The organism is Neorhizobium sp. T25_13, from assembly GCF_002968675.1.
Classification (GTDB): domain Bacteria; phylum Pseudomonadota; class Alphaproteobacteria; order Rhizobiales; family Rhizobiaceae; genus Neorhizobium; species Neorhizobium tomejilense.
In genome coordinates this window covers 74,893-97,891 of the sequence record NZ_PVBI01000009.1, presented here as the reverse complement: position 1 = coordinate 97,891, position 22,999 = coordinate 74,893, and the positions used below count along the sequence as shown (strand labels likewise).

General features: G+C 62.7%; 16 protein-coding genes. 15 read left to right on the top strand and 1 reads right to left on the bottom strand.

Annotation, left to right across the window (positions count from 1 at the left end; genetic code table 11):
* The first annotated feature begins 109 nt into the window (after nt 1-109).
* The 13 genes from C5J22_RS21260 to C5J22_RS21200 all read left to right on the top strand — a co-directional run bounded on the left by C5J22_RS21260 (nt 110) and on the right by C5J22_RS21200 (nt 17,975).
* Entirely contained in the window at nt 110-2,035 is a 1,926-nt protein-coding gene (locus C5J22_RS21260) for an ABC transporter substrate-binding protein (protein ID WP_105439858.1), read from the top strand.
* Between the two features lie 87 nt (nt 2,036-2,122).
* Nucleotides 2,123-4,231, top strand: coding sequence for an alpha-amylase family protein (locus C5J22_RS21255; RefSeq protein WP_105439857.1), 2,109 nt, complete (start codon nt 2,123-2,125; stop codon nt 4,229-4,231).
* A gap of 109 nt (nt 4,232-4,340) precedes the next feature.
* Nucleotides 4,341-5,327 (top strand): ABC transporter permease, encoded by a 987-nt coding sequence (locus C5J22_RS21250; protein WP_105403222.1) that lies wholly within the window; start codon nt 4,341-4,343, stop codon nt 5,325-5,327.
* A 10-nt stretch (nt 5,328-5,337) separates the two neighbouring features.
* A complete protein-coding gene (locus C5J22_RS21245) occupies nt 5,338-6,528 on the top strand; it encodes an ABC transporter permease (protein ID WP_105439856.1) in 1,191 nt (396 codons plus the stop codon).
* Between the two features lie 10 nt (nt 6,529-6,538).
* Entirely contained in the window at nt 6,539-8,245 is a 1,707-nt protein-coding gene (locus C5J22_RS21240) for an ABC transporter ATP-binding protein (protein WP_105439855.1), read from the top strand.
* Nucleotides 8,246-8,257: 12 nt separating this feature from the next.
* Nucleotides 8,258-9,049 (top strand): 2-oxo-tetronate isomerase, encoded by a 792-nt coding sequence (otnI, locus tag C5J22_RS21235; protein ID WP_105439854.1) that lies wholly within the window; start codon nt 8,258-8,260, stop codon nt 9,047-9,049.
* A 109-nt stretch (nt 9,050-9,158) separates the two neighbouring features.
* Nucleotides 9,159-11,267 (top strand): beta-galactosidase, encoded by a 2,109-nt coding sequence (locus tag C5J22_RS21230; RefSeq protein ID WP_105439981.1) that lies wholly within the window; start codon nt 9,159-9,161, stop codon nt 11,265-11,267.
* Nucleotides 11,268-11,395: 128 nt separating this feature from the next.
* Nucleotides 11,396-12,691 (top strand): FAD-dependent oxidoreductase, encoded by a 1,296-nt coding sequence (locus C5J22_RS21225; protein ID WP_105439853.1) that lies wholly within the window; start codon nt 11,396-11,398, stop codon nt 12,689-12,691.
* Nucleotides 12,692-12,769: 78 nt separating this feature from the next.
* Nucleotides 12,770-13,675, top strand: coding sequence for a DMT family transporter (locus C5J22_RS21220; RefSeq protein ID WP_105439852.1), 906 nt, complete (start codon nt 12,770-12,772; stop codon nt 13,673-13,675).
* A gap of 91 nt (nt 13,676-13,766) precedes the next feature.
* Nucleotides 13,767-14,483: a GntR family transcriptional regulator gene (locus tag C5J22_RS21215; protein WP_105439851.1), complete on the top strand. Its 717-nt coding sequence runs from the start codon at nt 13,767-13,769 to the stop codon at nt 14,481-14,483.
* 36 nt (nt 14,484-14,519) lie between these two features.
* Nucleotides 14,520-15,770, top strand: a complete 1,251-nt coding sequence (locus C5J22_RS21210; protein ID WP_105439850.1) for an FAD-binding oxidoreductase — start codon at nt 14,520-14,522, stop codon at nt 15,768-15,770.
* A gap of 95 nt (nt 15,771-15,865) precedes the next feature.
* Nucleotides 15,866-17,008 (top strand): Xaa-Pro peptidase family protein, encoded by a 1,143-nt coding sequence (locus C5J22_RS21205; protein WP_105439849.1) that lies wholly within the window; start codon nt 15,866-15,868, stop codon nt 17,006-17,008.
* A gap of 55 nt (nt 17,009-17,063) precedes the next feature.
* Entirely contained in the window at nt 17,064-17,975 is a 912-nt protein-coding gene (locus C5J22_RS21200) for a dihydrodipicolinate synthase family protein (RefSeq protein ID WP_105439848.1), read from the top strand.
* 75 nt (nt 17,976-18,050) lie between these two features.
* On the opposite strand, the gene C5J22_RS21195 is transcribed toward C5J22_RS21200, so the two are convergent.
* Complete coding sequence (locus C5J22_RS21195) at nt 18,051-19,409, bottom strand: MFS transporter (RefSeq protein WP_105439847.1); 1,359 nt, start codon at nt 19,407-19,409, stop codon at nt 18,051-18,053.
* Nucleotides 19,410-19,739: 330 nt separating this feature from the next.
* Here C5J22_RS21195 and cyoA point away from each other — a divergent pair, with 330 nt between their 5' ends.
* Complete coding sequence (gene cyoA, locus C5J22_RS21190; RefSeq protein ID WP_105439846.1) at nt 19,740-20,972, top strand: ubiquinol oxidase subunit II; 1,233 nt, start codon at nt 19,740-19,742, stop codon at nt 20,970-20,972.
* Nucleotides 20,973-20,992: 20 nt separating this feature from the next.
* Nucleotides 20,993-22,996 carry a cytochrome o ubiquinol oxidase subunit I gene (gene cyoB / locus C5J22_RS21185; protein ID WP_105439845.1) on the top strand — a complete coding sequence of 668 codons (2,004 nt, stop codon included), beginning with the start codon at nt 20,993-20,995 and terminating at the stop codon, nt 22,994-22,996.
* The last annotated feature ends 3 nt before the right edge of the window (nt 22,997-22,999 follow it).

Sequence of the window (22,999 nt, the reverse complement as noted above, 5' to 3'; positions counted from 1 at the left end):
CAAGCCTACATAACACTTTACCTAACAGTATTCGAATGCAAACTTTCTGTTATCCACGCCCAAGGGAAATAATAGGTAACGGCGGGGACTGCGTGTGGAGGAGACACTCATGATCAAGCTGAAACGTCGCGCGTTTCTGGCCGGGACTTCGGCCGTTTTGATTTTGCCGGCCCTGCCGGCTTTAGCCGTCGACTACAAGGAAGCAGGTCTCTTGAAGGATAAGGTCGCCGGTGGCGCCCTCCCTCCCCTCAAGGATCGGTTGCCCGCCAACCCCCTTGTCATCAAACCGCTTGAAAGCGTTGGGAAATACGGAGGCGATTGGAAGCTGGCGCTGGTCGGCGGCGGTTCACTCTCGATGCTGTTCCGCTATCAGGCCTATGAGCCTCTCCTGCGTTACACGCCCGACTGGTCTGGGGTGACGCTCAATGTCGCGGAAGCCTTTGAAGGCAACGCGGATTCCACCGTCTACACCATCCGCCTGCGCAAGGGCATGAAGTGGTCCGATGGACATCCCTACACCACCGCCGACGTCAAGTTCTGGTACGATACCGTGCTGACCGACAAACGCGTTGCCGTCACCAGCCAGGGCCACTGGAAGACCGCCGGCAAGCCCGCCAAGCTGGAAGTGGTCGACGAACAGACCTTCAAGGTCATCTTCGAAAAACCTAACGGTATGTTCCCGCTGCAGGTCGCCTGGTCCAACTGGGATCACACCACGCGCTGCCCCAAGCATTATCTCGAACAGTTCCATATCGACTACAATCCGAAAGCGGACGAGCTGGCCAAGCAGCGCGGCTTCCAGAGCTGGATCGCCGCATTCCAATCGGCCTCCGGCTTCCAGGACGACAACGCCTTCTTCCTCAATTCGTCGAAGAAGCCTTGCCTCAACGCCTGGTATTTCACGATCGCGCCTGGCGAAAATACCGAGCGCGTCGTGGCCGAACGCAACCCCTACTATTGGAAGGTCGATACCGCGGGCAATCAGTTGCCCTATATGGACCGCATCGTCTACCAGATGGTTGCCGATCCGCAGGTACTGCTCTTGAAATGCATGCAGGGCGAAATCGACCTGATGGACCAGTATATCGCCACGCCGAACAACAAGTCGGTTCTCTACGACGCGCGCAAGCAGGGCGACTATGATTTCTACACGCTGACCTCGACCGAGGCCAATGTCATGAACTTCATCTTCAACCTGAACCACAATGACGAGACGAAGCGAAAGCTCTTCCGCAACAAGAAATTCCGCGCGGCCCTGTCGACGGCGCTCGATCGGCAGACGCTGATCGACGCCGTGCTGGTCGGCCAGGGCGCAGCCGCCCAGCCGTCGGTCAAGGAAGGCGATCCGCTCTATAGCGAGCAGCTCGCCAAGCAGTTCACCGAGTACAGCGTCGACAAGGCGAATGCCATGCTCGACGAGCTGGTTCCGAAGCGCGACAGCCAGAATTTCCGTCTCGACGAGAAGGGCCGGCGGCTGACGATCATCTTCGAGATCGACCAGGCCCGCCCAATCTTCCTCGATCTCTTCCAACTGGCGATCCCGATGTTCCAGGCGGTCGGCATCGATGCGCAGATGCGCACCATGGACCGCTCGCTCTGGGAAACCCGCGTGCGCCAGGGTCGCGACTTCGACGCGACCGCGCATCAGTTCGGCGCCAATGGCGGCGTCGCGGCGATGCTCGATCCGCGCTACTACGTGCCGACCGACAGCAATGCGATGTATGCCCCGGCGTGGCAGCTTTGGTATCTCGATCCCAAGAACGCCAATGCCGAGGAACCGCCGGAAGAGACCAAGAAGCTGCTCGCGCTTTACGACAAGCTGAAGGCGACATCGGACCAGGCCGGCCAGCGCGAGATCATGAAACAGATCCTCCAGGGGGCCGCCGACAACTTCTATGTCTTCGGCATTTCGCAGCCGCCGGACGGCTACGGCATCGTCAAGAACAACATGAGGAACATCACCAAGACCATGCCGAACTCGTTCGGCTGGCCGACCCCTGCCCCGACCATGCCGGAGCAGTTCTACAAGGTCTGAAGGCCTCGCCAATTGCGATGTTTTTCCGGGCGCCGGCGTAAGCCGGCCGGCGCCATGGGCCCCTTTTTCCGATAACTGGAAGCTATCATGCTCGAGGCGAGACGACAGAACACCGACACCTTGCGGACTCCCGACTGGTACAGGACCGCGACGCGCTGGACCCAGCTGACCTTCGTGGAGGATGACCCGGAAAAATACGACCCGGCCTTCTGGATCGACGTCTTCAAGCGCACGAAATCCAACGCCGTATGCCTCAGCGCCGGCGGCTACATCGCCTACTATCCAAGTAAAGTTCCCTATCACTACGTCAGCCAGTATCTGGGTGACAGGGACATTTTCGGCGCGTTGGTCGATGCCGCCCGCAAGCTCGACATGCATGTCATGGCCCGCGTCGATCCGCATGCCATTCATGACGATGCGGCCAAGGCCCATCCGGAATGGGTGATGATCAATGCCGACGGCACGCCGCGCCGCCACTGGGCCTACCCGGATGTCTGGGTCACCAATGCCTATGGCGACTACAACTCGGTATTCATGCCGGAGGTCGTGAAAGAGATCGTCCGCGAATACGATATCGACGCGATCTTCGCCAATCGCTGGCAAGGCCATGGCGTCGATTACAGCGAGGATAGCGCCCGCCGTTTCAAGGACATGACCGGCTACGCCCTGCCCAGGAAGGCGGATGCCGAGGATCCAGCCTGGCAGGCCTGGCTGCAATGGCGCCGCCGTGTGCTGACCGACGTGATCGCCCAGTGGGACGACGCGGTCAAAGCCATCCGGCCGCATGCAAGCTTCATCCCGAACATGAGCGGCGCGTCGCTGATGGAGTTCGACCTCTCCGTCATCACCAAACATTGCCCCTTCCTCGTCGTCGACCACCAGGGCCGCAAGGGGCTGGAGCTCGGCTGGTCGGCGGGGCGCAACGGCAAGCGCATCCGCGCCACGTTTGCCGATCGCCCCGTGGTGCTGATCACCTCGATCGGTCCAGAGGAGGAGTATCGCTGGAAGGATGCGGTGACCTCGGGCGAGGAAATGCAGCTCTGGATCAACAACGGCACGGCCCACGGGCTTTTCGCCTGGTTCACGAAATTCAATGGCGTAGTGCCTGACAAGCGCTGGGTGGAGCCGGTCGCCGAGGCTTTCGTGCTGCAGTCGGCCGTCGAGCCGGTCCTCGAAAGCATGAGGCCGACGGCGGAAATTGCAGTGATCGACCCGTCGACCACCTTGCGTCACTGGGCACCGGAAGACCGCCACGCGGCGGAGAAACACGACCTCGGTATCTACCATGCCCTGGTCGAGGCACGCCTGCCCTTCGAGCTTCTGTCCGACCAGGTGCTCACCCGGGACAATCTCGACCGCTTCAAGGTCATCATTCTTGCCAATGCCTCCTGCCTTTCGGAGGCGCAGAACGAGGCGATCCGCGCCTATGTGGCGCGCGGCGGCAGCGTCGTCGCCTCCTACGAGACCTCACTTCGCGACGAATTCGGCAAGACGCGGCCCGAGTTCGGCTTGTCGGACGTGCTTGGCGCGAAATTCGTTTCCGGCCCGCGCGGCATCGTCAAGAACACCTATGTGGCACTGTCCGGCGACCACCCGGTCAACAAGGGTTTTGACGGCGCCGAGCGGATCATGGGCGGCACGAGGCTCATCCATGTCGAGCCGGCTGCGGGCGCTGAAACGCCCGTCCTCTACGTTCCCGATTTCCCTGACCTTCCGATGGAGGAGGTCTATCCGCGTAAAGACCCGGAAGGGGCGGCCGTCATCGCCCGCGAAACCGGCAGGGGTGGCCGCACGGTCTATATTCCCTGGAATATCGGCGAAATCTTCTGGGAAGTCTTTGCCGTCGATCACGCCCGCCTGCTGTCCAACGCCGTCCATTGGGCGCTTGGCAAGACCCCGCGCGTCACCGTCAATGGCCCGGGCGTCATCGACCTCGCCCTCAGGGAAAACGCCGAGGGTATCGCGCTCAGCCTCTTCAACCTCTCCAACCCGATGATGATGAAAGGGCCCATACGCGAAAATTATCCTCTGGCGGCCCAGACCGTTTCGGTGGAAATTCCAGAGGGCAAATCGGTTGTGAAAGCCTGGCTGGTCGTTGCGGACAGGGCGGCAAGCTTCAGCGTTAAGGACGGACGCGCGGAGGTGGAGGTGCCGGGAATAGAGCGGCTGGAAGTGCTGCATCTCACCTGGAAATAAGGTGGGAGACTAAAATGGAGGAACGCTTTCGGCCTGGAGGGGCCGAGGGCGAATGAAGATCCGAAGGTAGCGCCTCAACGGCGCTTTCAACGGGAGGAGAACTATTCCGATGCTTGGCTACATCTTCAAGCGCGTGCTCTACATGATCCCGACCCTGTTCGGCATGTCGCTGATATCGTTCCTGATCATCCAACTGCCGCCGGGTGACTACCTGACGTCGATGATCGCCACGATGAGCGACAGCGGCCAGACCGTCGATCCGGCCCAGATCGAGCGGCTGAAGGAAATCTACGGCTTCGACGACCCCTTCTACATCCAGTATCTCAAATGGATCTGGGGCATCGTCAGTCGTGGCGACTTCGGCCATTCGTTCGAATGGAACCAGCCCGTCTCCGGCCTGATCTGGGGCCGGATGGGTTCGACGCTGGTCATCTCGCTCTTAAGCCTCCTGTTCGTATGGATCGTCGCGCTGCCGATCGGCATTTATTCCGCCGTCCGTCGCCATTCGATCAGCGACCACGTCTTCACCTTTTTCGGCTTCATCGGACTTGCCGTGCCGAACTTCATCCTGGCGCTGGTGCTGATGTACGTCGCCTACCGTTATCTCGGCCAGAGCGTCGGCGGCCTCAACTCGCCCGAATATGCCGAAGCGCCCTGGAGCCTTGCCAAGGTCGGCGATTTCCTCGCCCATCTGTGGATCCCGATCATCATCATCGGCGCTTCCGGGACGGCGGCGCTGATCCGCGTCCTGCGCGCCAACCTGACCGACGAACTTCACAAACCCTATGTGATCACCGCCCGCGCCAAAGGCCTGCCGGAATACAAGGTCATTCTCAAATATCCGGTGCGCATCGCCCTCAACCCGTTTGTCTCGGCTATCGGCTGGGTGCTGCCGCATCTGGTCTCCGGCGTGACGATCACCGCCATCGTCCTCAACCTGCCGACCGCCGGGCCGCTGCTGTTCCGAGCGCTGATATCGCAGGACATGTATCTCGCCGGCAGTTTCATCCTGCTTTTGAGTGCCCTCACCCTTGTCGGCATGCTGCTATCGGATCTGCTGCTGGCGCTGCTCGATCCGCGCATCCGGTTCAATTGAGGGAGGCCGCATGAGCACGCACGACACATTCGGAACCTATTCCGGCCCCGCTCACACCGTCGCCGACGGCCCCTCGATCAGTCCGCTTAAAGCCGGAAAGACCGTTTCGACCGCAACGGTCGGCCCCTGGAGGCTGATCGCCGGAAAGCTGCTCCGCCAGAAGGTGGCCATGTTTGCCGGCGCGGTCATTGTGATCCTCTATCTGATCGGCCTGTTCGCCGAGTTCCTGGCACCCAGCCTGCCCGCCACCTCGCGGCCGCAATATACCTATGCGCCGCCGCAGGGCCTGAGCTTCTTCGTCAAAAAGCCGGACGGCAGTTCCGAGTTCAATTTCCATGTGAAGGGCTACAAGGTCGAGATCGAAAAGGTGGCGCTGCGGCGCACCTTCGTCGTCGACGACACCAAGGTCGTGCCGGTCGGCCTGTTCGTCAAAGGCCCGCGCTACGAACTCTGGGGCCTCATCCCGATGGACCGCCACCTGATCGGCCCGATCAATCCGAGCGATCCGATGTATCTGCTCGGCGCCGACCGCCTCGGGCGCGACGTCTTCTCGCGGCTGGTCTATGGCACCCGGATTTCCATGTCGATCGGCCTCGTTGGCGTCGTCATGTCTCTCGTCCTCGGCGTCGTGCTCGGCTCGATATCGGGCTTTTACGGCGGCTGGATCGATACGGTGATCCAGCGCGTCATCGAGGTCGTCAGCGCCATGCCGACCATCCCGCTCTGGCTCGGCCTCGCGGCGGCGATCCCACTCACATGGTCGCCGGTCAACGTCTATTTCGTCATCACCATCATCGTCTCGCTGCTCGGCTGGACCAGTCTCGCGCGCGAGGTGCGCGGCCGTTTCCTCGCCCTTCGCAGCGAAGACTTCGTCACCGCCGCCATGCTCGACGGTTCGAGCGAAAAACGGCTGATCTTCCGCCATATCCTGCCGTCCCTGACCAGCCATATCCTCGCTGTCGTCACGCTTGCCGTACCGACCATGATCGTTGCCGAAACTTCGCTTTCCTTCCTCGGCATCGGCCTGAAACCGCCGGTCGTCAGCTGGGGCGTGCTGTTGCAGGACGCCCAGAACATCCGCACGGTGGCGACGGCGCCATGGCTGCTGATCTGGCCCTCGCTCGCGGTGATCGTCGCCGTGTTGTCCTTCAATTTCTTCGGCGACGGCCTTCGCGATGCCGCCGACCCCTATGACAATTGAGGAGGAAATCATGATCGATCCTGCCGAAGACGTCGTCCTCTCCGTCGAAAACCTCTCGATCGATTTCCGGTTGCGGACCCATATCCTGCATGCCGTCGAGAATGTCAGTTTCGAACTGAAGCGCGGCCAGACGCTCTGCCTTGTCGGCGAAAGCGGTTCGGGCAAGAGCGTCACCGCCCGCTCGCTGCTGCAGATCGTCGACCGTCCCGGCAGCATCGTCGGCGGGCGCATCCTTTTGCGAAACGCCGGCGAGATCACGGATATCGCCGGGCTCGATCCGGATGGCCAGGCCATGCGCGCCATCCGCGGCCGCAGGATCGGCCTGATCTTCCAGGAACCGATGAGTTCGCTGTCGCCGGTCCATACGATCGGCTCGCAGATCAGCGAAGCCGTTCGCCTGCACAGCGATCTCGACAAGCGCGCCGCGCGAGTGAAAACGGTCGAACTGCTGCGCCAGGTGGAAATCCCCAATCCGGAACAGATGGCCGACCGCTACACGTTCGAATTTTCCGGCGGCATGCGTCAGCGGGCGATGATCGCCATGGCGCTTGCCGGCAATCCCGACATCCTGATCGCCGACGAACCGACCACGGCGCTCGACGTGACCACGCAGGCCGAGATCCTCGACCTGATCAAGCGGCTGCAGGTGGAGCGCGGCATGGCAATGCTGCTGATCACCCATGATATGGGCATTGTCGCCGAAGTGGCGGACGACGTCGCCGTCATGCGCTTTGGCCATATCGTCGAGCGCGGCCCGGTCGATGCTATCTATCATCACGCCCAGCACCCCTATACGCGCCAGCTTCTTGCCTCGACGGTGAAGCTGACCCGCCATGTCGAAGGCCGGCTACCTGCGGTGGCCGCGTCGTCGGAGCCGCGGCAGCCGATCCTTTCGGTCCGCAATCTCGGCAAGACCTTCGGCTGGCACGGAAAAACCAATTCGCTGCGGGCGGTCGATGACGCCAATTTCGATCTCTATCCCGGTGAGAACCTCGGCATCGTCGGGGAAAGCGGCTCGGGCAAGACGACGCTCGGCCGGCTGATCCTGCGCACGGTCGAGCCGACGACCGGCAGCGTCGTCTACCGCAACAAGGATGGCAGCGAAGTCGAGGTCACCAACCTGACCAAAAAGGAGCTGCGCGGCTTCCACCGGGAAGTCCGCCTCGTCTTCCAGGATCCGTTCGCCTCGCTCAACCCGCGCATGACGGTCAAGGAAGTGATCGGCGACCCGCTGATCATCAACGGCCTCGCCAAGGGCAAGGCGCTCGAGGAACGTATCGCCGAACTGATGCGCCTCGTCGGGCTCGATCCGATGGGCATGGAACGTTATCCGCACGCCTTTTCCGGCGGCCAGCGGCAACGCATCGGCATTGCCCGGGCGCTGGCGCTCGATCCACGCATCATCATCGCCGACGAGGCGACGTCGGCGCTCGACGTGTCGATCCGCAGCCAGATCCTCGACCTGCTGCTCGATATCCGCCAGCGGCTGAACCTCAGTTTCATCTTCATCTCGCACGATATTTCGGTGGTGCGCTATTTCTGCGATCGTGTCGCCGTCATGCATCGCGGCAAGATCGTCGAGCTCGGCGAGGCCGAGCAGATCTGCACCGCGCCACGGGAGGCCTATACCAGGAGCCTGATTTCCGCCGTTCCGAATCCCGACCCCCGCGACAAGCGCATGCTGCACCGGCACCGCTTCGTCGCACCCGTTTCTTAAAGGACAGTGCCAGTGCCGAAATTCTCCGCCAATCTCTCCTTCCTCTATCAGGACCTGCCCTTCCTCGATCGCTTCGCCGCTGCCGCGAAGGACGGTTTCGGCGGGCTCGAATATCTCGGCCCCTATGCTGAGCCGAAGGAAAAGGTCGTCGATGCATTGAAGGCAAGCGGCCTCGTCCAGGCGCTCTTCAACGTGCCTTCGGGCGACTGGGCCGGCGGCGAGCGCGGCATCGCCTGCCTGCCGGATCGCGTCCAGGAATTCCGCGACGGCGTGGCTCTGGCGCTCGACTATGCCAAGGCACTCGGCTGCAAACAGGTCAACGTCATCTCCGGCCTCGTGGCGAAGGGTGCGGATGTCGATGTTCTGGAAGAGGTGCTGGTCGGCAACCTGAGATATGCCGCGCCGCGTTGCGCCGATGCCGGCGTCAAGCTGCTGATCGAGCCGATCAACCTGCGCGACATTCCCGGATTCTTCCTGTCGACGACCGATCATGCGGAACGCATCCTCGACAAGGTCGGTTCCGACAATCTCTACATCCAGTACGATTTCTACCACATGCAGATCATGCAGGGCGACCTCATCCCCACCTTCACCCGCCTGAAGGAGAAGATCGCCCATGTTCAGATTGCCGACAATCCCGGCCGCAACGAGCCTGGTATGGGTGAGATCAACTACGATTTCATACTCCGCGAACTCGATCGCCTCGGTTACGACGGCTGGGTCGGCTGCGAATACCGACCGAAGGCCGGCACCAGCGAGGGCCTTGGGTGGATGAAGCCCCATCTTTCCGGAGGGCCCCGTTAGGATCAACGCTTTTCCCAACTAATCGGACGTCATCTACGCCACTTCCAGACCGGAGCCCTTCTCCGGAAGGCGGAGCCATGTCCGAATATCGATGAAGAAGGACAGGACCATGCTCAGAAACGATATTCAATTCCCCTACGGCGCTGTCTATTTCCGCAAGTCCAATCCGCCCCGCGAAGACTGGGAGCGCGACTATGCGACGGCGGGCGAAGACGGCCTCAACATCTTCCGCCACTGGTTCATGTGGAGCGCAATCGAAACCGCGCCCGGCGTCTACGACTGGGAGGAATACGACCAGCAGATGGATCTCGCCGCCCAGAACGGCATCAAGACGGTCATCGCCGAACTGATCCACGCCGTGCCCGACTGGGCGGTCCGCAAATATGCCGATGCGCTGCAGGTCAATGGCGACGGCACCAGGCTCGGCTCCTATATGGGCGTCTCGGCGGCGACCGGCGGCTTTTCCAACAATGGCGGCGGTGCGGGCGCCCTGACGCTCAACTGCCCGGAAGTGAAGGAAGCGGCCGGCCGGTTCCTGACGGCACTCGCCACCCGCTACAAGGACCATCCGGCGATCTACGGCTACGACGTCTGGAACGAGTGCAACTATTCCGCCGATGTCGATTACAGCAGCTATACCAAGTCGGCGTTCCGCACATGGCTGGAGAAGAAATACGGCACGCTGAAAGTGCTCGGCAAGGCCTGGCATCGCTACAGCTATGCCGAATGGGAGGACGTCGAGCCGCCGGTTCACCTGGCGCCTTATCCGGAATGCATCGACTGGCTGCAGTTCAAGCGCGACAATTTCTACGACCAGATGCAATGGCGCATCGACACCATCCGCGCCGTCGATCCGAAGAACACCATCGCCGCCCACGGCATTTCCGGCGCGATCCCCAACATGGCGGCGAACGGCTGCGACGACTGGCTGGCCGCCTCCAAGGTCGAGATCTACGGGTTCACCTGGATCCAGGCACGCAAGGGGTCGGAAGCCTGGAAGAACTGGTACGGTGTCGATATCAACCGCGCCGCGGCACGTGGAAAACCCTTTTGGCACGCCGAACGACAGGGCGGACCGCTGTGGCTGCAGCCGCAGGTGATCGGTCGCGACAAGGATGACGGCCGCGTCGCCGAGCCCGAGGATATCCGGCTCTGGAGCATGACCTCGTTTGCGGGCGGTGCCCGCGGGGTGCTGAACCTTCGCTGGCGGCCGCTGCTCGACGGTCCGCTGTTCGGTGCCTTCGGCGCCTATGGTATGGACGGCGCCCGCACGCCACGCTCGAAACTGCAGAGCGACATGGCGAAATGGGCGAACGACCCGGCGCAGGCAGCGCTGTGGGAGGCGAAGCCGGTGCGCGGCGAAATCGGCATCCTGGTCGTTCCCGAGACCCAGGAATGGGATTACCTGCTGAACTACGACCGCAAGGAAAAACCCTATCCGGAAGCCATGTGGGGGGCCTATCGCGCCTTCCTCGAAAACGGCGTCCAGCCGGACTGGGTGCATATCGACGATATCGACGCCTATGACCGCCTCTATTTCCCCTACCCGATCATGTTCACCGCCGAGCAGGCAAAACGCCTCGCCGCCTGGGTGGAAAACGGCGGCACACTGATTGCCGAAGCCTGCCCCGGTTATTTCGGCGACCGCGGCCATGTCGGCCAGCTGCAGCCGAACATGGGCCTCGACAAGGTTTTCGGCGCTCGCGAGGACCAGGTCGAGTTCATGCCGGATATCGGCGACCGCATCCATTTCAAGCTGGATGGGGCGGCGGTCGATGGCGGCGGTTTCCTGCAATCCTATGTGCTTGCCGGCGGCACCGCGCGCGGCAATTTCGACGACGGGCGGCTTGCCGTGGTCGAGAACGCTTATGGCAAGGGCCGGACGCTGCTGATCGGCACCAATCCATCGGTCGCCTATTACAAGTCGCAGGGCAAGACGAACGGCGCCTTCTTCGCCGAACTGCTGCGCTGGAGCGGCTGCACGCAGCATGCGGCCTTGTCCAACAAGGCGCTGTTCACGCGTATCCACAAGGGCGAAAAAGGCAGCTTCCTCTGGCTCGTCAATCCGACCCGCTCGGCGCAGGCGACCGATGTGAAGCTCGCCGAAGGATATGGCCGGCTTGCCGCCGGCAGGGCGGTCTGGCCGATCGGACACGCCCATGATGGCGGCAAGATCGAGGTGCCGGCCCGCGACGTCCTGATCCTGCCGCTCGAATGACACCGGTCCGCCGCCCTCAGGCATCGACGCCCGAGGGCGGCATGATTCCGACCGCTCCCTTCCAGCCTCATGGACGTGCCCAACCGCTTGCGGTAATGGCAAAGGCAGGAAGATAGTCGGAGAAGAGAATGCCTGAGCGGGATGCCATCGTCGTCGGCGCGGGGTTCACGGGCCTGAGCGCCGCGCTGGAGCTTGTCGAGGCAGGGCTCGACGTGCTGCTGCTCGAGGCGCGCGACAGGGTCGGCGGCAAGGTCGAGTCGGAAACCCTGCCCGACGGGACCCGGATCGATACCGGCGGGCAGTTCTTCTGCCGCGACATGGCCGAGCTGATGGCCCTCATCGAGGAAAACGGCAAGACGCCGGTCATGACCCACTATGACGGGGAGCCCATCTACCGGCCGCCGGTCTCGCCGCAACAGGGTTTCGCGCGCTGGCAGGGGGTCGATGCGCTTCGCGACCGGATGATCGCCACCGATCCGGAGGACCCGGACCTGGCGAAACTGACGGTGGCCGATTGGGTGGCCCGGCAGGACGACGTGCCGGCCGACATACGGAAAAGCTTCCTGCGGCTGATCAAGGGCCTCTGGTGCCGCGCGCCGGAGGAGGTCGCCTTCACCTGGCTCGCCTCGAACGACCGGCGCATCACCAATACCTATTCGGAAATGGAAATGTTCCTGCCCGGCACGCTGCATGCGCTGGCCAACCAGCTGGCGGCGAGGCTTGGGCACCGGCTACGCCTTGGCACACCGGTTACGGGCATCGAATATTCCGATACCGGGGTCACCGTCATCGCCGGCGACGAGCGGTTCTTGGCAAAACGCGTCATCCTGGCGCTGCCGCCGGTGATGACCCGCCGGCTTCCGTTTTCGCCGGCTCTTCCCGACCGGCTGCAGAAGGCGCTGTCCGCCTGGGCGCCCGGCCTTTCGATCAAGCTGCAGGTCAGTTACGACAAGCCATTCTGGCGCGAGAGGGGGCTTTCCGGCGCCGTCATGTGGCACGAGCCCCAGGGCCTCTACGCCTGCGACGCCAGCCACGACGATTATGCCGGCCTCATCGTCTTCGTCGGCGGGCCGGAAGCGCAGCAATGGCACGGGCGGCCGCGCGAGGAGTTCGCCGCCTTCATCCGCGAGCAGCTGACCGCTGCCTTCGGCTCCGAAGGCGGCAATCCGCGCGACATTCACGTCCGGGACTGGGTCGACGATGCCTGGAGCGGCGGCGCCTATAGCGACGTCATCATCGATCTCGATGCCCGTTATGCGGAAGACATCATCAACGAAGGCGTGCCCCCCGTTTACCTGGCGTCGTCGGAACTGTCCCCGTCCTATCCGGGTTATGTCGAAGGCGCGATCGTTGCAGGCAGGCTGGCGGCGGCGCGGGTCATTAGCGTATTGCAGGGCGACCAATCAAAGGTCAGCGGGGGCTGATGCGTCGATCAGCATTTCTCATCCATCGCTCACGCTTTTTCGTTGGCATTCGCCGGCACCGCTCGACATGATCCACCGATGACGAGAAAACAGTCCCTCGATACGTTCGCCGTGACGGCCATGGTCGTGCTCTGCAGCCTCTGGGCTCTGCAGCAGATCGCCATCAAGGCGATCATTCCGGAAGTCCCGCCGTTCTGGCAGTCGGCCATACGTTCGATCGGCGCCACGATCGTGATCGCTGGCTGGTTCCGGCAGGCGGGGCTGAAGTGGACGCCCGGCCTTTTCTGGTCCGGCCTTCTGGTTGGCACGCTGTTTTCGGTGGAATTCGGACTGCTTTATCTATCGCTCGGGTACACCGATGCGGCGCGGGCGGCACTGCTTCTCTATACGGCGCCGTTCGTGGTGGCGATCGGCGCACATTTTCTGATGCCGGGCGAACGGCTGTCGCTCGCGGGCTGGATCGGCATCGTCATAGCCTTCGTGGGCACCGGGCTGGTGCTGCAGGCTTCGGTCTCGGTCGACAGCAGCAAGTTTCTCGGAGACGCCTGCGCGCTGGCGGCCGGCATCCTTTGGGGGCTGACGACGCTTGCGATCCGCCGCAGCGGCCTTGCTCAGGCACCAGCCTCGCAGACACTGCTTTACCAACTCGCAGTGTCCGGAGTGCTGTTGACGGCTGCCGCCATCGTCTTCGAAGGAGCGCTGCCTGTTCCGCACTCCCTCCTCGCCTGGTCTTCGCTCGCTTACCAGACAGTGGTTGTCGCAGCGCTCTCGTTTCTCGCCTGGTTCGCACTGATCGCCCGCTATTCGGCGACCAAACTGTCGGTCTTCACCTTCCTGACCCCGCTGCTCGCGGCGCTTGCCGGCATCCTGCTGCTCAAAGAGCGCATCGACGCGCATCACATCATCGCACTCGTATGCATCGTTGCCGGGATCATCGTGGTCAATATCTATGGCCACAGCCGCACATCCGCCGAAACCTCTTGAAAACCCGGCCGAATGTCGCGCGGGCTATTTCCTGTCGACAATATGTGCAATTGTTCTGCGGCATTGGCTTGCAAGGCAGATACGGGGAAAGATGGCGAAGAACGAACCTGCAGAAACCGATATCCCCCGCACCCGCGGCTCCGGGACTCAGAGCGTCTATACGATCCTGCGCCGGGAAATCCTCGCCATGACCTTGGCCCCGGGCAGCCCGCTCGACGAAGTCCGGCTGTCCGAGCGCTTCGGCATGTCGCGTACGCCGATCCGCGAAGCGCTGCTGCGGCTTTCCGCCGATGGCCTCGTCACGACGCTGCCGAACCGCAACACCATCGTCGCGACGATCGATTTCGCCTCGCTGCCTCCCTATTTCGATGCCCTGACGCTGATGTACCGCGTCACCACCCGCGGTGCCGCCATGCGTGCGACGCCACAGGCGATGGGCGAGATCCGCAAGCGGCAGGCGGAGTTCGCCGCAGCGGTTGCAGCCCACGACGCCTTCGCGATGATCGAGGCGAACCGGGAATTCCACGTGGCGATCGCCGAACTCGCCGGCAATGCCTATTACACCACCTTCTTCGCCCGGCTGCTCGACGAGGGGCGCCGCATCCTGCGCCTTTATTATCGTACCTTCGATGATCGGCTGCCGCGCCAGTATGTCGAAGAACACGAGGAGATGATCGCCGCGATCGAAGCGCGCGACGTCGAGCGTTCCGACAGGCTCGCCATCAAGCATGCGGGACAGATCGTCCGGCAGATCCAGGATTATATCGCCCGCGATCTCGGCCAACCGATCGATCTTGCCGCATCCTGACCCCACCTTCCGCATCCGCTTCACAGGACAGAAATCATGAATTCCTCTTCGGTCGATGCCGTCGTCATCGGCTCGGGCATTATCGGCACGATGTCGGCGCAGTACCTGCTGGACGACGGACGTTCGGTGCTGATCATCGAGCGCGGCGAGGTTGCCCGGGGCGCAAGCAGCGGCAATGCCGGCATTCTCGCCTTTCCGGAAATCATCCCGATCGCCGCACCCGGCATGATGTGGAAGGCGCCGAAATGGCTGCTCGATCCGCTCGGTCCCCTCAGCCTGCCGCCCTCCTATGCGCTCAACATGGTGCCCTGGCTGTGGCGCCTCTGGTGGGCCAGCGCCCGGCCGGCCTATGAGCGTACCGTCGGCGTGCATGCCAGGATGATGCCGATGGCGCGCAGCGAAATGCTGCAAACCGTCGAACGCGCCGGCCTCCGGGCGATGATCAGGCAGACCGGCACGCTCGACCTCTACGACAGCGAAGCAAGCCTCAATGCCGCATCCGCCGACTGGCAGGCGAAACGCGACGCGGGTTTCGAATTCCAGAGGGTAGGCCGCGGCGAGATCGATGCCCTGCAGCCGGGACTTGCGCCGCAGTTCCGGCACGGCATCTTCACGCCCTCCGGCCTGCAGGTCTCCGATCCGCTGGAATTCACCCAGGCCCTCTTCAGCAACGCCATGTCCCGGGGCGCGTCGCTCAGGATCGGTGAGGCCGTCCGCATCGAGCCGATAACCGATGGCGCCAGGATCGTTCTGGCGGATGGGGCCGTCTTCGACGCGAAGACCGTCGTGCTGGCCGGCGGCGCCTGGTCGAAGAAGATCGTAACCGGCCTCGGCGACCATGCGCCGCTCGAAACCGAGCGGGGTTACAACACGACGCTACCGCAGGGCGCCTTCCCGTTGCATCGCCAGCTTTATTTCAACGACCACGGATTCGTGGTGACGCCGCTTTCCTCCGGCATCCGCGTCGGCGGCGCTGTCGAGCTCGGCGGGCTGAAGCTGGCACCGAACTACAAGCGCTCGGAAGCCATGCTGAAAAAGGCAAAAAGCTTCCTGCCCGAGCTGAGGACCGAGGGCGGCCGCCAGTGGATGGGTTTTCGTCCCTCCATGCCGGACTGCCTGCCGGTGATCAGTGCCTCGACCGCGACGTCGGCGATCATCTATGCCTTTGGCCACGGGCATCTCGGGCTCACGCAGTCCGCTGCGACCGGCCGGTTGGTTGCCGATATCGCCGCACGCCGAAAGCCTGCCCTCGATATCGAACCTTACAGCATCAGCCGGTTTCGGTGACGGCGGGATGGCGGCCGGCTATATGTGCCTAATATCTCTGTCGACAAACTGACTACAGCACGATATAACGTCAGCGAAATCGAAAGGAACCGGACATGGCCTGGTCGCATCCCGTCCCGAAGATCACCGACGACGAGCGGCGGCAGCGTCTTGTCCGGCTCCAGGCGTCATTGGAGGAAAAGGGGCTGGGCGGCATCCTGCTCGGCGCCAGCGAAAGCCTGCGTTATTTCACCGGCCTCGTCTGGCACCAGAGCGAACGCCTGCTCGGCGCGCTGGTGACGCCCAGGTCGGTCACCTACATCGTGCCGGGGTTCGAGCGGAGCCGCGTTGAAAGCCTGCCCCATCTGCCGGGCGAGATCGTCGTCTGGCAGGAGGATGAGGCGAGTGCCGCACTGGTCGCCTCGCTTCTGCCTGCCAATGTGAAACTTGCGCTCGACGACGCGCTGCCGCTGTTCATCTACCACCAGATTGCCACTGTCTTTGGCACCGAGCGACTCGTCGATGGCGGCCGATTGATCCGCGATCTCAGGCTCCGGAAGTCGAAGGCGGAGATCGACCTTATACAGCATGCGATGAACCTGACGCTGGAAGTGCATCGCCGCGCGCATGCCTTCATCAAGCCGGGCGTGCTTGCTTCGGACGTGGTGCGCCATGTCGACGAACAGCATCGCGCGCTCGGGGCGACAGCCGGTTCGAGCTTCTGCATCGTCTCCTTCGGGGTCGCGACCTCCCTCCCCCACGGTGCCGACGGCGACCAGGTCTATGCGCCCGGCGACGTGGTACTGGTCGATACCGGCTGCCGGCTCGACGGTTATCATTCGGATCTCACCCGCACCTATGTGCTGGAAGAGCCGACTCCTGAATTCGCCAAGGCCTGGGCGATCGAGCGCGAAGCGGAACAGGCCGTTTTCGAGGCCGCCCGCCTCGGCGCCACCTGCGGCAGCCTCGACGATGCGGCCCGCAAAGTGCTGGCGAAACACGGCCTCGGCCCGGACTATGTCCTCCCTGGCCTGCCGCATCGCGCCGGCCACGGGCTCGGGCTGGAAATCCACGAAGAGCCCTATATCGTGCGCGGCAATGCGACCGTGCTCGAACCGGGCATGTGTTTCTCCAACGAACCGATGATCGTTTTCCCGGACCGTTTCGGGATCCGCCTCGAAGACCATATCCACATGACCGAAACCGGGCCGCAATGGTTCACGGAGCCGAGCAAAGGCCCGGCAGAACCCTTCGCGTGACAGATATCGGCGCAATCGCGCCTATTATGACCCATCAACCAGAGGAGTGCATTTCATGACCACAGGCTGGAGCGGCGTTTTCCCCGCAGTAACGACACAATTCAACGAAGACTTCTCGATCGACCTCAAGGCCACCCAAGGCGTGCAGGACGCGCTCGTCAACGACGGCGTCAACGGCCTCATCGTCATGGGCACCTGCGGCGAGAACAACTCGCTCGACCCGGAAGAAAAGCGCACCATCCTCAAGGCCGCCGTCGAAGTGGTGAACGGCCGCGTGCCGGTCGTGACCGGCGTGTCCGAATTCGACACCCGCCGCGCCGTCGCCTATGCCCGCGATGCCGAAAAGCTCGGCGCCGATGGCCTGATGCTGCTGCCGGCCATGGTCTATGTGCCGAAGCCGGAAGAGCTGGTCGCCCATTTCAAGACGGTCGCCGCGTCCACCTCGCTGCCGATCATGCTCTACAACAACCCCCCGGCCTATCGCGTCAACATCGGCGCCGACGTGCTGCGTCAGCTCGAAGACGTGCCGAACATCAAGGCCGTCAAGGAAAGCGCGCCGGATCCGCGCCGCTTCACCGACCTGATCAATGCCTTCGGTGACCGCTTCGACATCTTCGCCGGCCTCGACGACGTAGCGCTCGAAGGCCTGATGCTCGGCGCCAAGGGTTGGGTCTCCGGCCTCACCAGCGCCTTCCCGCAGGAATCCGTCGCCCTGGTGGCCGCAGCCAATCGCGGCGACTGGGTCGAAGCCCGCGCCATCTATCGCTGGTTCATGCCTTTGCTGCATCTCGATGCCGAGCACGACCTCGTCCAGTCGATCAAGCTCGCCGAGCAGATCATGGGCCGCGGCTCCGAGCGCGTCCGCATGCCGCGCATGCCGCTGACGGGTGCGCGCCGTGCTGAAGTGACCGCGATGGTGGAAAAGGCCGCTGCGACGCGGCCGACGCTTGCCAAGAAGGCCGCTTGAGGAGGAACCACCCCCTCATCCGATGCTTCGGACCACCTTCTCCCCGCTGGGGGAGAAGGAAACTAGCGGGAGCCGTTACCGCTGCTGCCCAGGCTCGCCGCTCTGGTCCAGAACCCGGCTGAGGCTGAGCGCCGCGATCGTGCAGATCGCGCCGGAGATCAGATATCCGCCGATGAAGATGATGCCGAAACTGCTGGCGAGGCCGAGCGCCACCAGCGGTGCGAAGCCGGCGCCGACCAGCCAGGCGAGGTCGGAGGTGAGTGCCGCGCCCGTATAGCGGTAATATTGCCCGAAGCGCGAGGAGACGGCACCGGAGGCCTGGCCGAACGAGAGGCCGAGGATGCCGAAGCCGATGATGATGAAGGCGTCCTGCCCCTTGCCGCCGGCATCGAGCAGGAACGGCGCCGAGAACGAGAAGATCGCGATGATCACCGCGCCGATCATCAGCTGGTTGCGGCGGCCGATACGGTCGGCGATCAGCCCCGAGAGAATGATGCCGACGATGCCGACGGCGGCGCCGAGCACCTGCACGAACAGGAATTCCGCCGCAGACTGCCCGCCATAGAGCGTTACCCAACTCAACGGGAAGATCGTCACCAGATGGAACATGGCGAAACTGGCAAGCGGCACGAACGCGCCGAGCACGACGTCATGGGCGTGCTTGCTCAGCATTTCGAAGATCGGCCGGGCCTGCAACTCGTTGGCTTCGAGCGCCGAACCGAACTCCTTGCTGGCGACGATGCGCAGGCGGGCGAACAGTGCCACGACATTGATCGCAAACGCCACGAAGAACGGATAACGCCAGCCCCAGGCAATGAAATCCGCTTCCGACAGATTGGCGACGAAATAACCGAACAGGATGCTCGCCAGCGCAAAACCGATCGGTGCGCCGAGCTGCGGGATCATCGCATACCAGCCGCGCCGGTTGGGCGGCGCATTGAGGTTCAAGAGCGAGGCGAGCCCGTCCCAGGCGCCGCCGAGCGCAAACCCCTGCCCCATGCGGAACAGCGCCAGCAACGCCACCGCCCAATAACCGATCGTATCGTAACCCGGCAGGAAGGCGATCGAAGCCGTCGATCCGCCGAGCAGGAACAGCGCGATCGTCAGCTTGGTGCCGCGTCCGTAGTTGCGGTCGATCCACATGAAGACGAACGACCCGACGGGTCGCGCCATGAAGGCGAGCGGGAAGATCGCGAATGACATCAGCGTCGCGGCGACCGGGGTCGGCGCAAAGGGAAAGATCAGCTTTGGAAAGACGAGGACGGAACCCAGCCCATAAACGAAGAAGTCGAAGAATTCCGACATGCGGCCGATGATCACACCAAGCGCGATGCTGCCCGGCGAGATCGGCCCGTCGTCATGAATGCGGCGGGCGTCCCTTTCGAGGCCGGACGATGTCGGGCCTGTTGACGCGGGATTGACGACCGTGGTCATGAATTCCTCCTGGCGATAGTTCGCCTCGCCCCCGAAATGTTGATCAACATGCTGCCGAGATCAAGGAACAAGGCTAAAAAAACCTGACAATTGCGGCGAGCCGCACCGTCTTCTCATCACACCCTCTGGTCAGCCCGGTAGGTTGTCCTAGATTTCCGGTTGGCGGAGGCAAATGCCGAGTGTGCCGGTGGTGCCGCAAAACGGTGCCAAAGGCCATGCGGTCTTTTGCTGCACTGCGACAGATTGCTGCACTGCGACGAACCACCTCATTTCAGCCTGTACCGGAACAAGCCTATTCCGAACTAGACAAAACGCAAATTTGAGCCCGAGATGACCCCTCAGTTGAAAATCGTAGCACGGTTGTTCGCTCTCTTGGTCCTTGTAGGCCTTTCCGGATGCAATCTGGTCGTCATGTCGCCTTCCGGCGATATCGCCAAGCAGCAGGCCAACCTGATCATCGTCGCCACGGTACTGATGCTGATCATCATCGTGCCGGTGATCTTCCTCACTCTGTTTTTCGCCTGGCGCTATCGCGGCTCCAACACCAGTGCGCCCTACGATCCCGAATGGCACCATTCGACGGGGCTCGAAGTCATCATCTGGTCGGCACCGCTCGCCATCATCATCGCGCTCGGTGCCGTCACCTGGATCAGCACCCATAAGCTCGACCCTTACCGGCCGCTCGACCGGCTCGATGCCCAGCGTGCCGTCCCGGCGGAGACAAAGCCGATCACGGTCGAGGTCGTGGCGCTCGACTGGAAATGGCTGTTCTTCTACCCGGACTACGGCATCGCCACCGTCAACGAGATGGCGGCCCCGGTGGACGTGCCGATCAACTTCAGGATCACAGCCTCGTCGGTGATGAATTCCTTCTATGTGCCGGCGCTGGCCGGAATGATCTATGCCATGCCTGGCATGGAGACCAAGCTGCATGCCGTCATCAACAAGCCCGGCGAATACGAAGGCCTCTCCTCGAACTACAGCGGCGACGGTTTTTCTCACATGCGCTTCAAGTTCCACGGCGTCGACCAGGCCGGCTTCGACCAGTGGGTGGCCCGCGTGAAGCAGAACGGCACGGCGCTCAACCGCGACGCCTATCTGAAGCTCGAGAAGCCGAGCGCCAGGGAGCCGGTGCGCTATTACGCATCCGTCGAGGACGGGCTCTATCGCGCCGTGCTCAATATGTGCGCGACGCCCGGCAAGATGTGCATGGACGAGATGATGCATATCGACATGGCGGGCGGCGGCGGAATCGAGAGCCACGAAAACCGTGCCAGGCTGGAGCATGACAACCGCCATGCGGGCGAAGCGGCGCACGGCACGGCGGCCCCTGCCGCCACCTTCCCCGCCACCGGCAATCCGGCCCGCAGCCCGGAGCCGGCGGAAGGCGTCAACAGCCAGCAGCCCCAGGGACAATCCGGAGGGCCGTCGATGAACCAAGGCACCCACGGCGCACCAGGCATGCACGACATGCAGGGCGGCGCTTCCGGAAGCGCCACCGAAACTCCGCAGGGCGGCGCGGCACCGGCGCAGCTCAACAACGACGCCCCGGCAAAGCCCTGAACGAGATCCGGTAGAAACCCATGTTCGGCAACACCACGCTTACCCAGTTCCTCTTCGGACGGCTTTCCCTGGAAGCCATTCCCTATCACGAACCGATCCTGATCGTGACCTTCATAGCGGTCGCAATCGGCGGCATCGCCATGCTGGCGCTGATCACCAAATACAAGCTCTGGGGCTATCTCTGGACCGAGTGGTTCACGAGCGTCGATCACAAGAAGATCGGCATCATGTATATCGTGCTCGCCATCATCATGCTGCTGCGCGGTTTTGCTGATGCGATCATGATGCGCATCCAGCAGGCGATCGCCTTCAACGGAAACGAGGGCTACCTCAACCCGCATCACTACGACCAGATCTTCACTGCCCATGGCGTGATCATGATCTTCTTCGTGGCAATGCCTTTCGTGACCGGTTTCATGAACTACGTGGTGCCGCTGCAGATCGGCGCGCGCGACGTCTCCTTCCCCTTTCTCAACAATTTCTCCTTCTGGATGACCACGGCCGGCGCCGTGATCATCATGATGTCGCTCTTCGTCGGCGAATTCGCCCGCACCGGCTGGCTCGCCTATCCGCCGCTCTCGGGTGCCGACTACAGTCCGGGCGTCGGCGTCGATTATTACATCTGGGGTCTGCAGGTGGCCGGCATCGGCACGACGCTATCGGGCATCAACCTGATTGCCACGATCGTGAAGATGCGCGCGCCGGGCATGACCTTCATGAAGATGCCGATCTTCACCTGGACATCGCTCTGCACCAACGTGCTGATCGTTGCGACTTTCCCAATCCTGACCGCCACGCTCGCGCTGCTGTCGCTCGACCGCTATGTCGGAACGAACTTCTTTACCAATGACCTCGGCGGCAATCCGATGATGTACATCAACCTCATCTGGATCTGGGGCCATCCGGAAGTCTACATCCTCGTGCTGCCGGCCTTCGGCATCTTTTCCGAAGTCGTCGCCACCTTCAGCGGCAAGCGGCTGTTCGGTTATGCTTCGATGGTCTATGCCACTTGCGTGATCATGATCCTCTCCTACATCGTGTGGCTCCACCACTTCTTCACGATGGGCGCGGGCGCGAGCGTGAACGCCTTCTTCGGCATCACGACGATGATCATCTCGATCCCCACCGGCGCGAAGATGTTCAACTGGCTCTTCACCATGTATCGCGGCCGCATCCGCTACGAGCTGCCGATGTACTGGACGATCGGCTTCATGGTGACCTTCGTCATCGGCGGCATGACCGGCGTCATGCTGGCCATCCCGCCGGCCGACTTCGTGCTGCACAACTCGCTCTTCCTGATCGCCCACTTCCACAGCGTCATCATCGGCGGCGTGCTGTTCGGGCTCATGGCGGGCGTCGTCTACTGGTGGCCGAAGGCCTTCGGCTACAAGCTCGACAAGTTCTGGGGCCTCATCAGCTTCTGGTGCTGGCAGATCGGCTTCTTCGTCGCCTTCATGCCGCTCTACGTGCTCGGCCTGATGGGCGTCACCCGCCGCGTCAATCAGTTCGAGGATCCTTCCCTGCAGATATGGTTCGTCATCGCCGCCATCGGCGCCGGGATCATTGCTTGCGGCATCGGAGCCTTCATCATCCAGCTCATCGTCTCATTCATGCGCCGCGACGAGCTGCGCGAGACCTCTGGCGATCCGTGGGACGGGCGCACGCTGGAATGGTCGACTTCCTCGCCGCCGCCGGACTACAACTTCGCCTTCACGCCCGTCGTGCATGATCATGACAGCTGGTACGACATGAAACTTCGCGGCTACGAACGCCCGCTCGGCGGTTTCAAGCCGATCCACATGCCGAAGAACACCGGCACCGGGATTATCCTGGCTGGCATCAGCATCGTCTTTGCCTTCGCGATGATCTGGTACATCTGGTGGCTGGCGGCCATCTCCTTCATCGCGATGGTCGCCACGGCGATCGGCCATACCTTCAACTACAACCGGGATTTCCACATTCCCGCCGAAACCGTGACCGCAACAGAGGACGCGCGCTCGAAGCTGCTCGCGGAACGGACCTGAGAT

Bases quoted from the DNA above. Each gene is read 5' to 3' on its own strand.
- C5J22_RS21225 (WP_105439853.1), top strand. From the start codon at position 11,396: ATGCCTGAGCGGGATGCCATCGTCGTCGGCGCGGGGTTCACGGGCCTG.
- C5J22_RS21250 (WP_105403222.1), top strand. From the start codon at position 4,341: ATGCTTGGCTACATCTTCAAGCGCGTGCTCTACATGATCCCGACCCTG.
- C5J22_RS21240 (WP_105439855.1), top strand. From the start codon at position 6,539: ATGATCGATCCTGCCGAAGACGTCGTCCTCTCCGTCGAAAACCTCTCG.
- C5J22_RS21195 (WP_105439847.1), bottom strand. From the start codon at position 19,409: ATGACCACGGTCGTCAATCCCGCGTCAACAGGCCCGACATCGTCCGGC.
- C5J22_RS21205 (WP_105439849.1), top strand. From the start codon at position 15,866: ATGGCCTGGTCGCATCCCGTCCCGAAGATCACCGACGACGAGCGGCGG.
- C5J22_RS21210 (WP_105439850.1), top strand. From the start codon at position 14,520: ATGAATTCCTCTTCGGTCGATGCCGTCGTCATCGGCTCGGGCATTATC.
- C5J22_RS21220 (WP_105439852.1), top strand. From the start codon at position 12,770: ATGACGAGAAAACAGTCCCTCGATACGTTCGCCGTGACGGCCATGGTC.
- C5J22_RS21200 (WP_105439848.1), top strand. From the start codon at position 17,064: ATGACCACAGGCTGGAGCGGCGTTTTCCCCGCAGTAACGACACAATTC.
- C5J22_RS21255 (WP_105439857.1), top strand. From the start codon at position 2,123: ATGCTCGAGGCGAGACGACAGAACACCGACACCTTGCGGACTCCCGAC.
- C5J22_RS21215 (WP_105439851.1), top strand. From the start codon at position 13,767: ATGGCGAAGAACGAACCTGCAGAAACCGATATCCCCCGCACCCGCGGC.
- cyoA (WP_105439846.1), top strand. From the start codon at position 19,740: ATGACCCCTCAGTTGAAAATCGTAGCACGGTTGTTCGCTCTCTTGGTC.
- C5J22_RS21260 (WP_105439858.1), top strand. From the start codon at position 110: ATGATCAAGCTGAAACGTCGCGCGTTTCTGGCCGGGACTTCGGCCGTT.
- cyoB (WP_105439845.1), top strand. From the start codon at position 20,993: ATGTTCGGCAACACCACGCTTACCCAGTTCCTCTTCGGACGGCTTTCC.
- C5J22_RS21230 (WP_105439981.1), top strand. From the start codon at position 9,159: ATGCTCAGAAACGATATTCAATTCCCCTACGGCGCTGTCTATTTCCGC.
- C5J22_RS21245 (WP_105439856.1), top strand. From the start codon at position 5,338: ATGAGCACGCACGACACATTCGGAACCTATTCCGGCCCCGCTCACACC.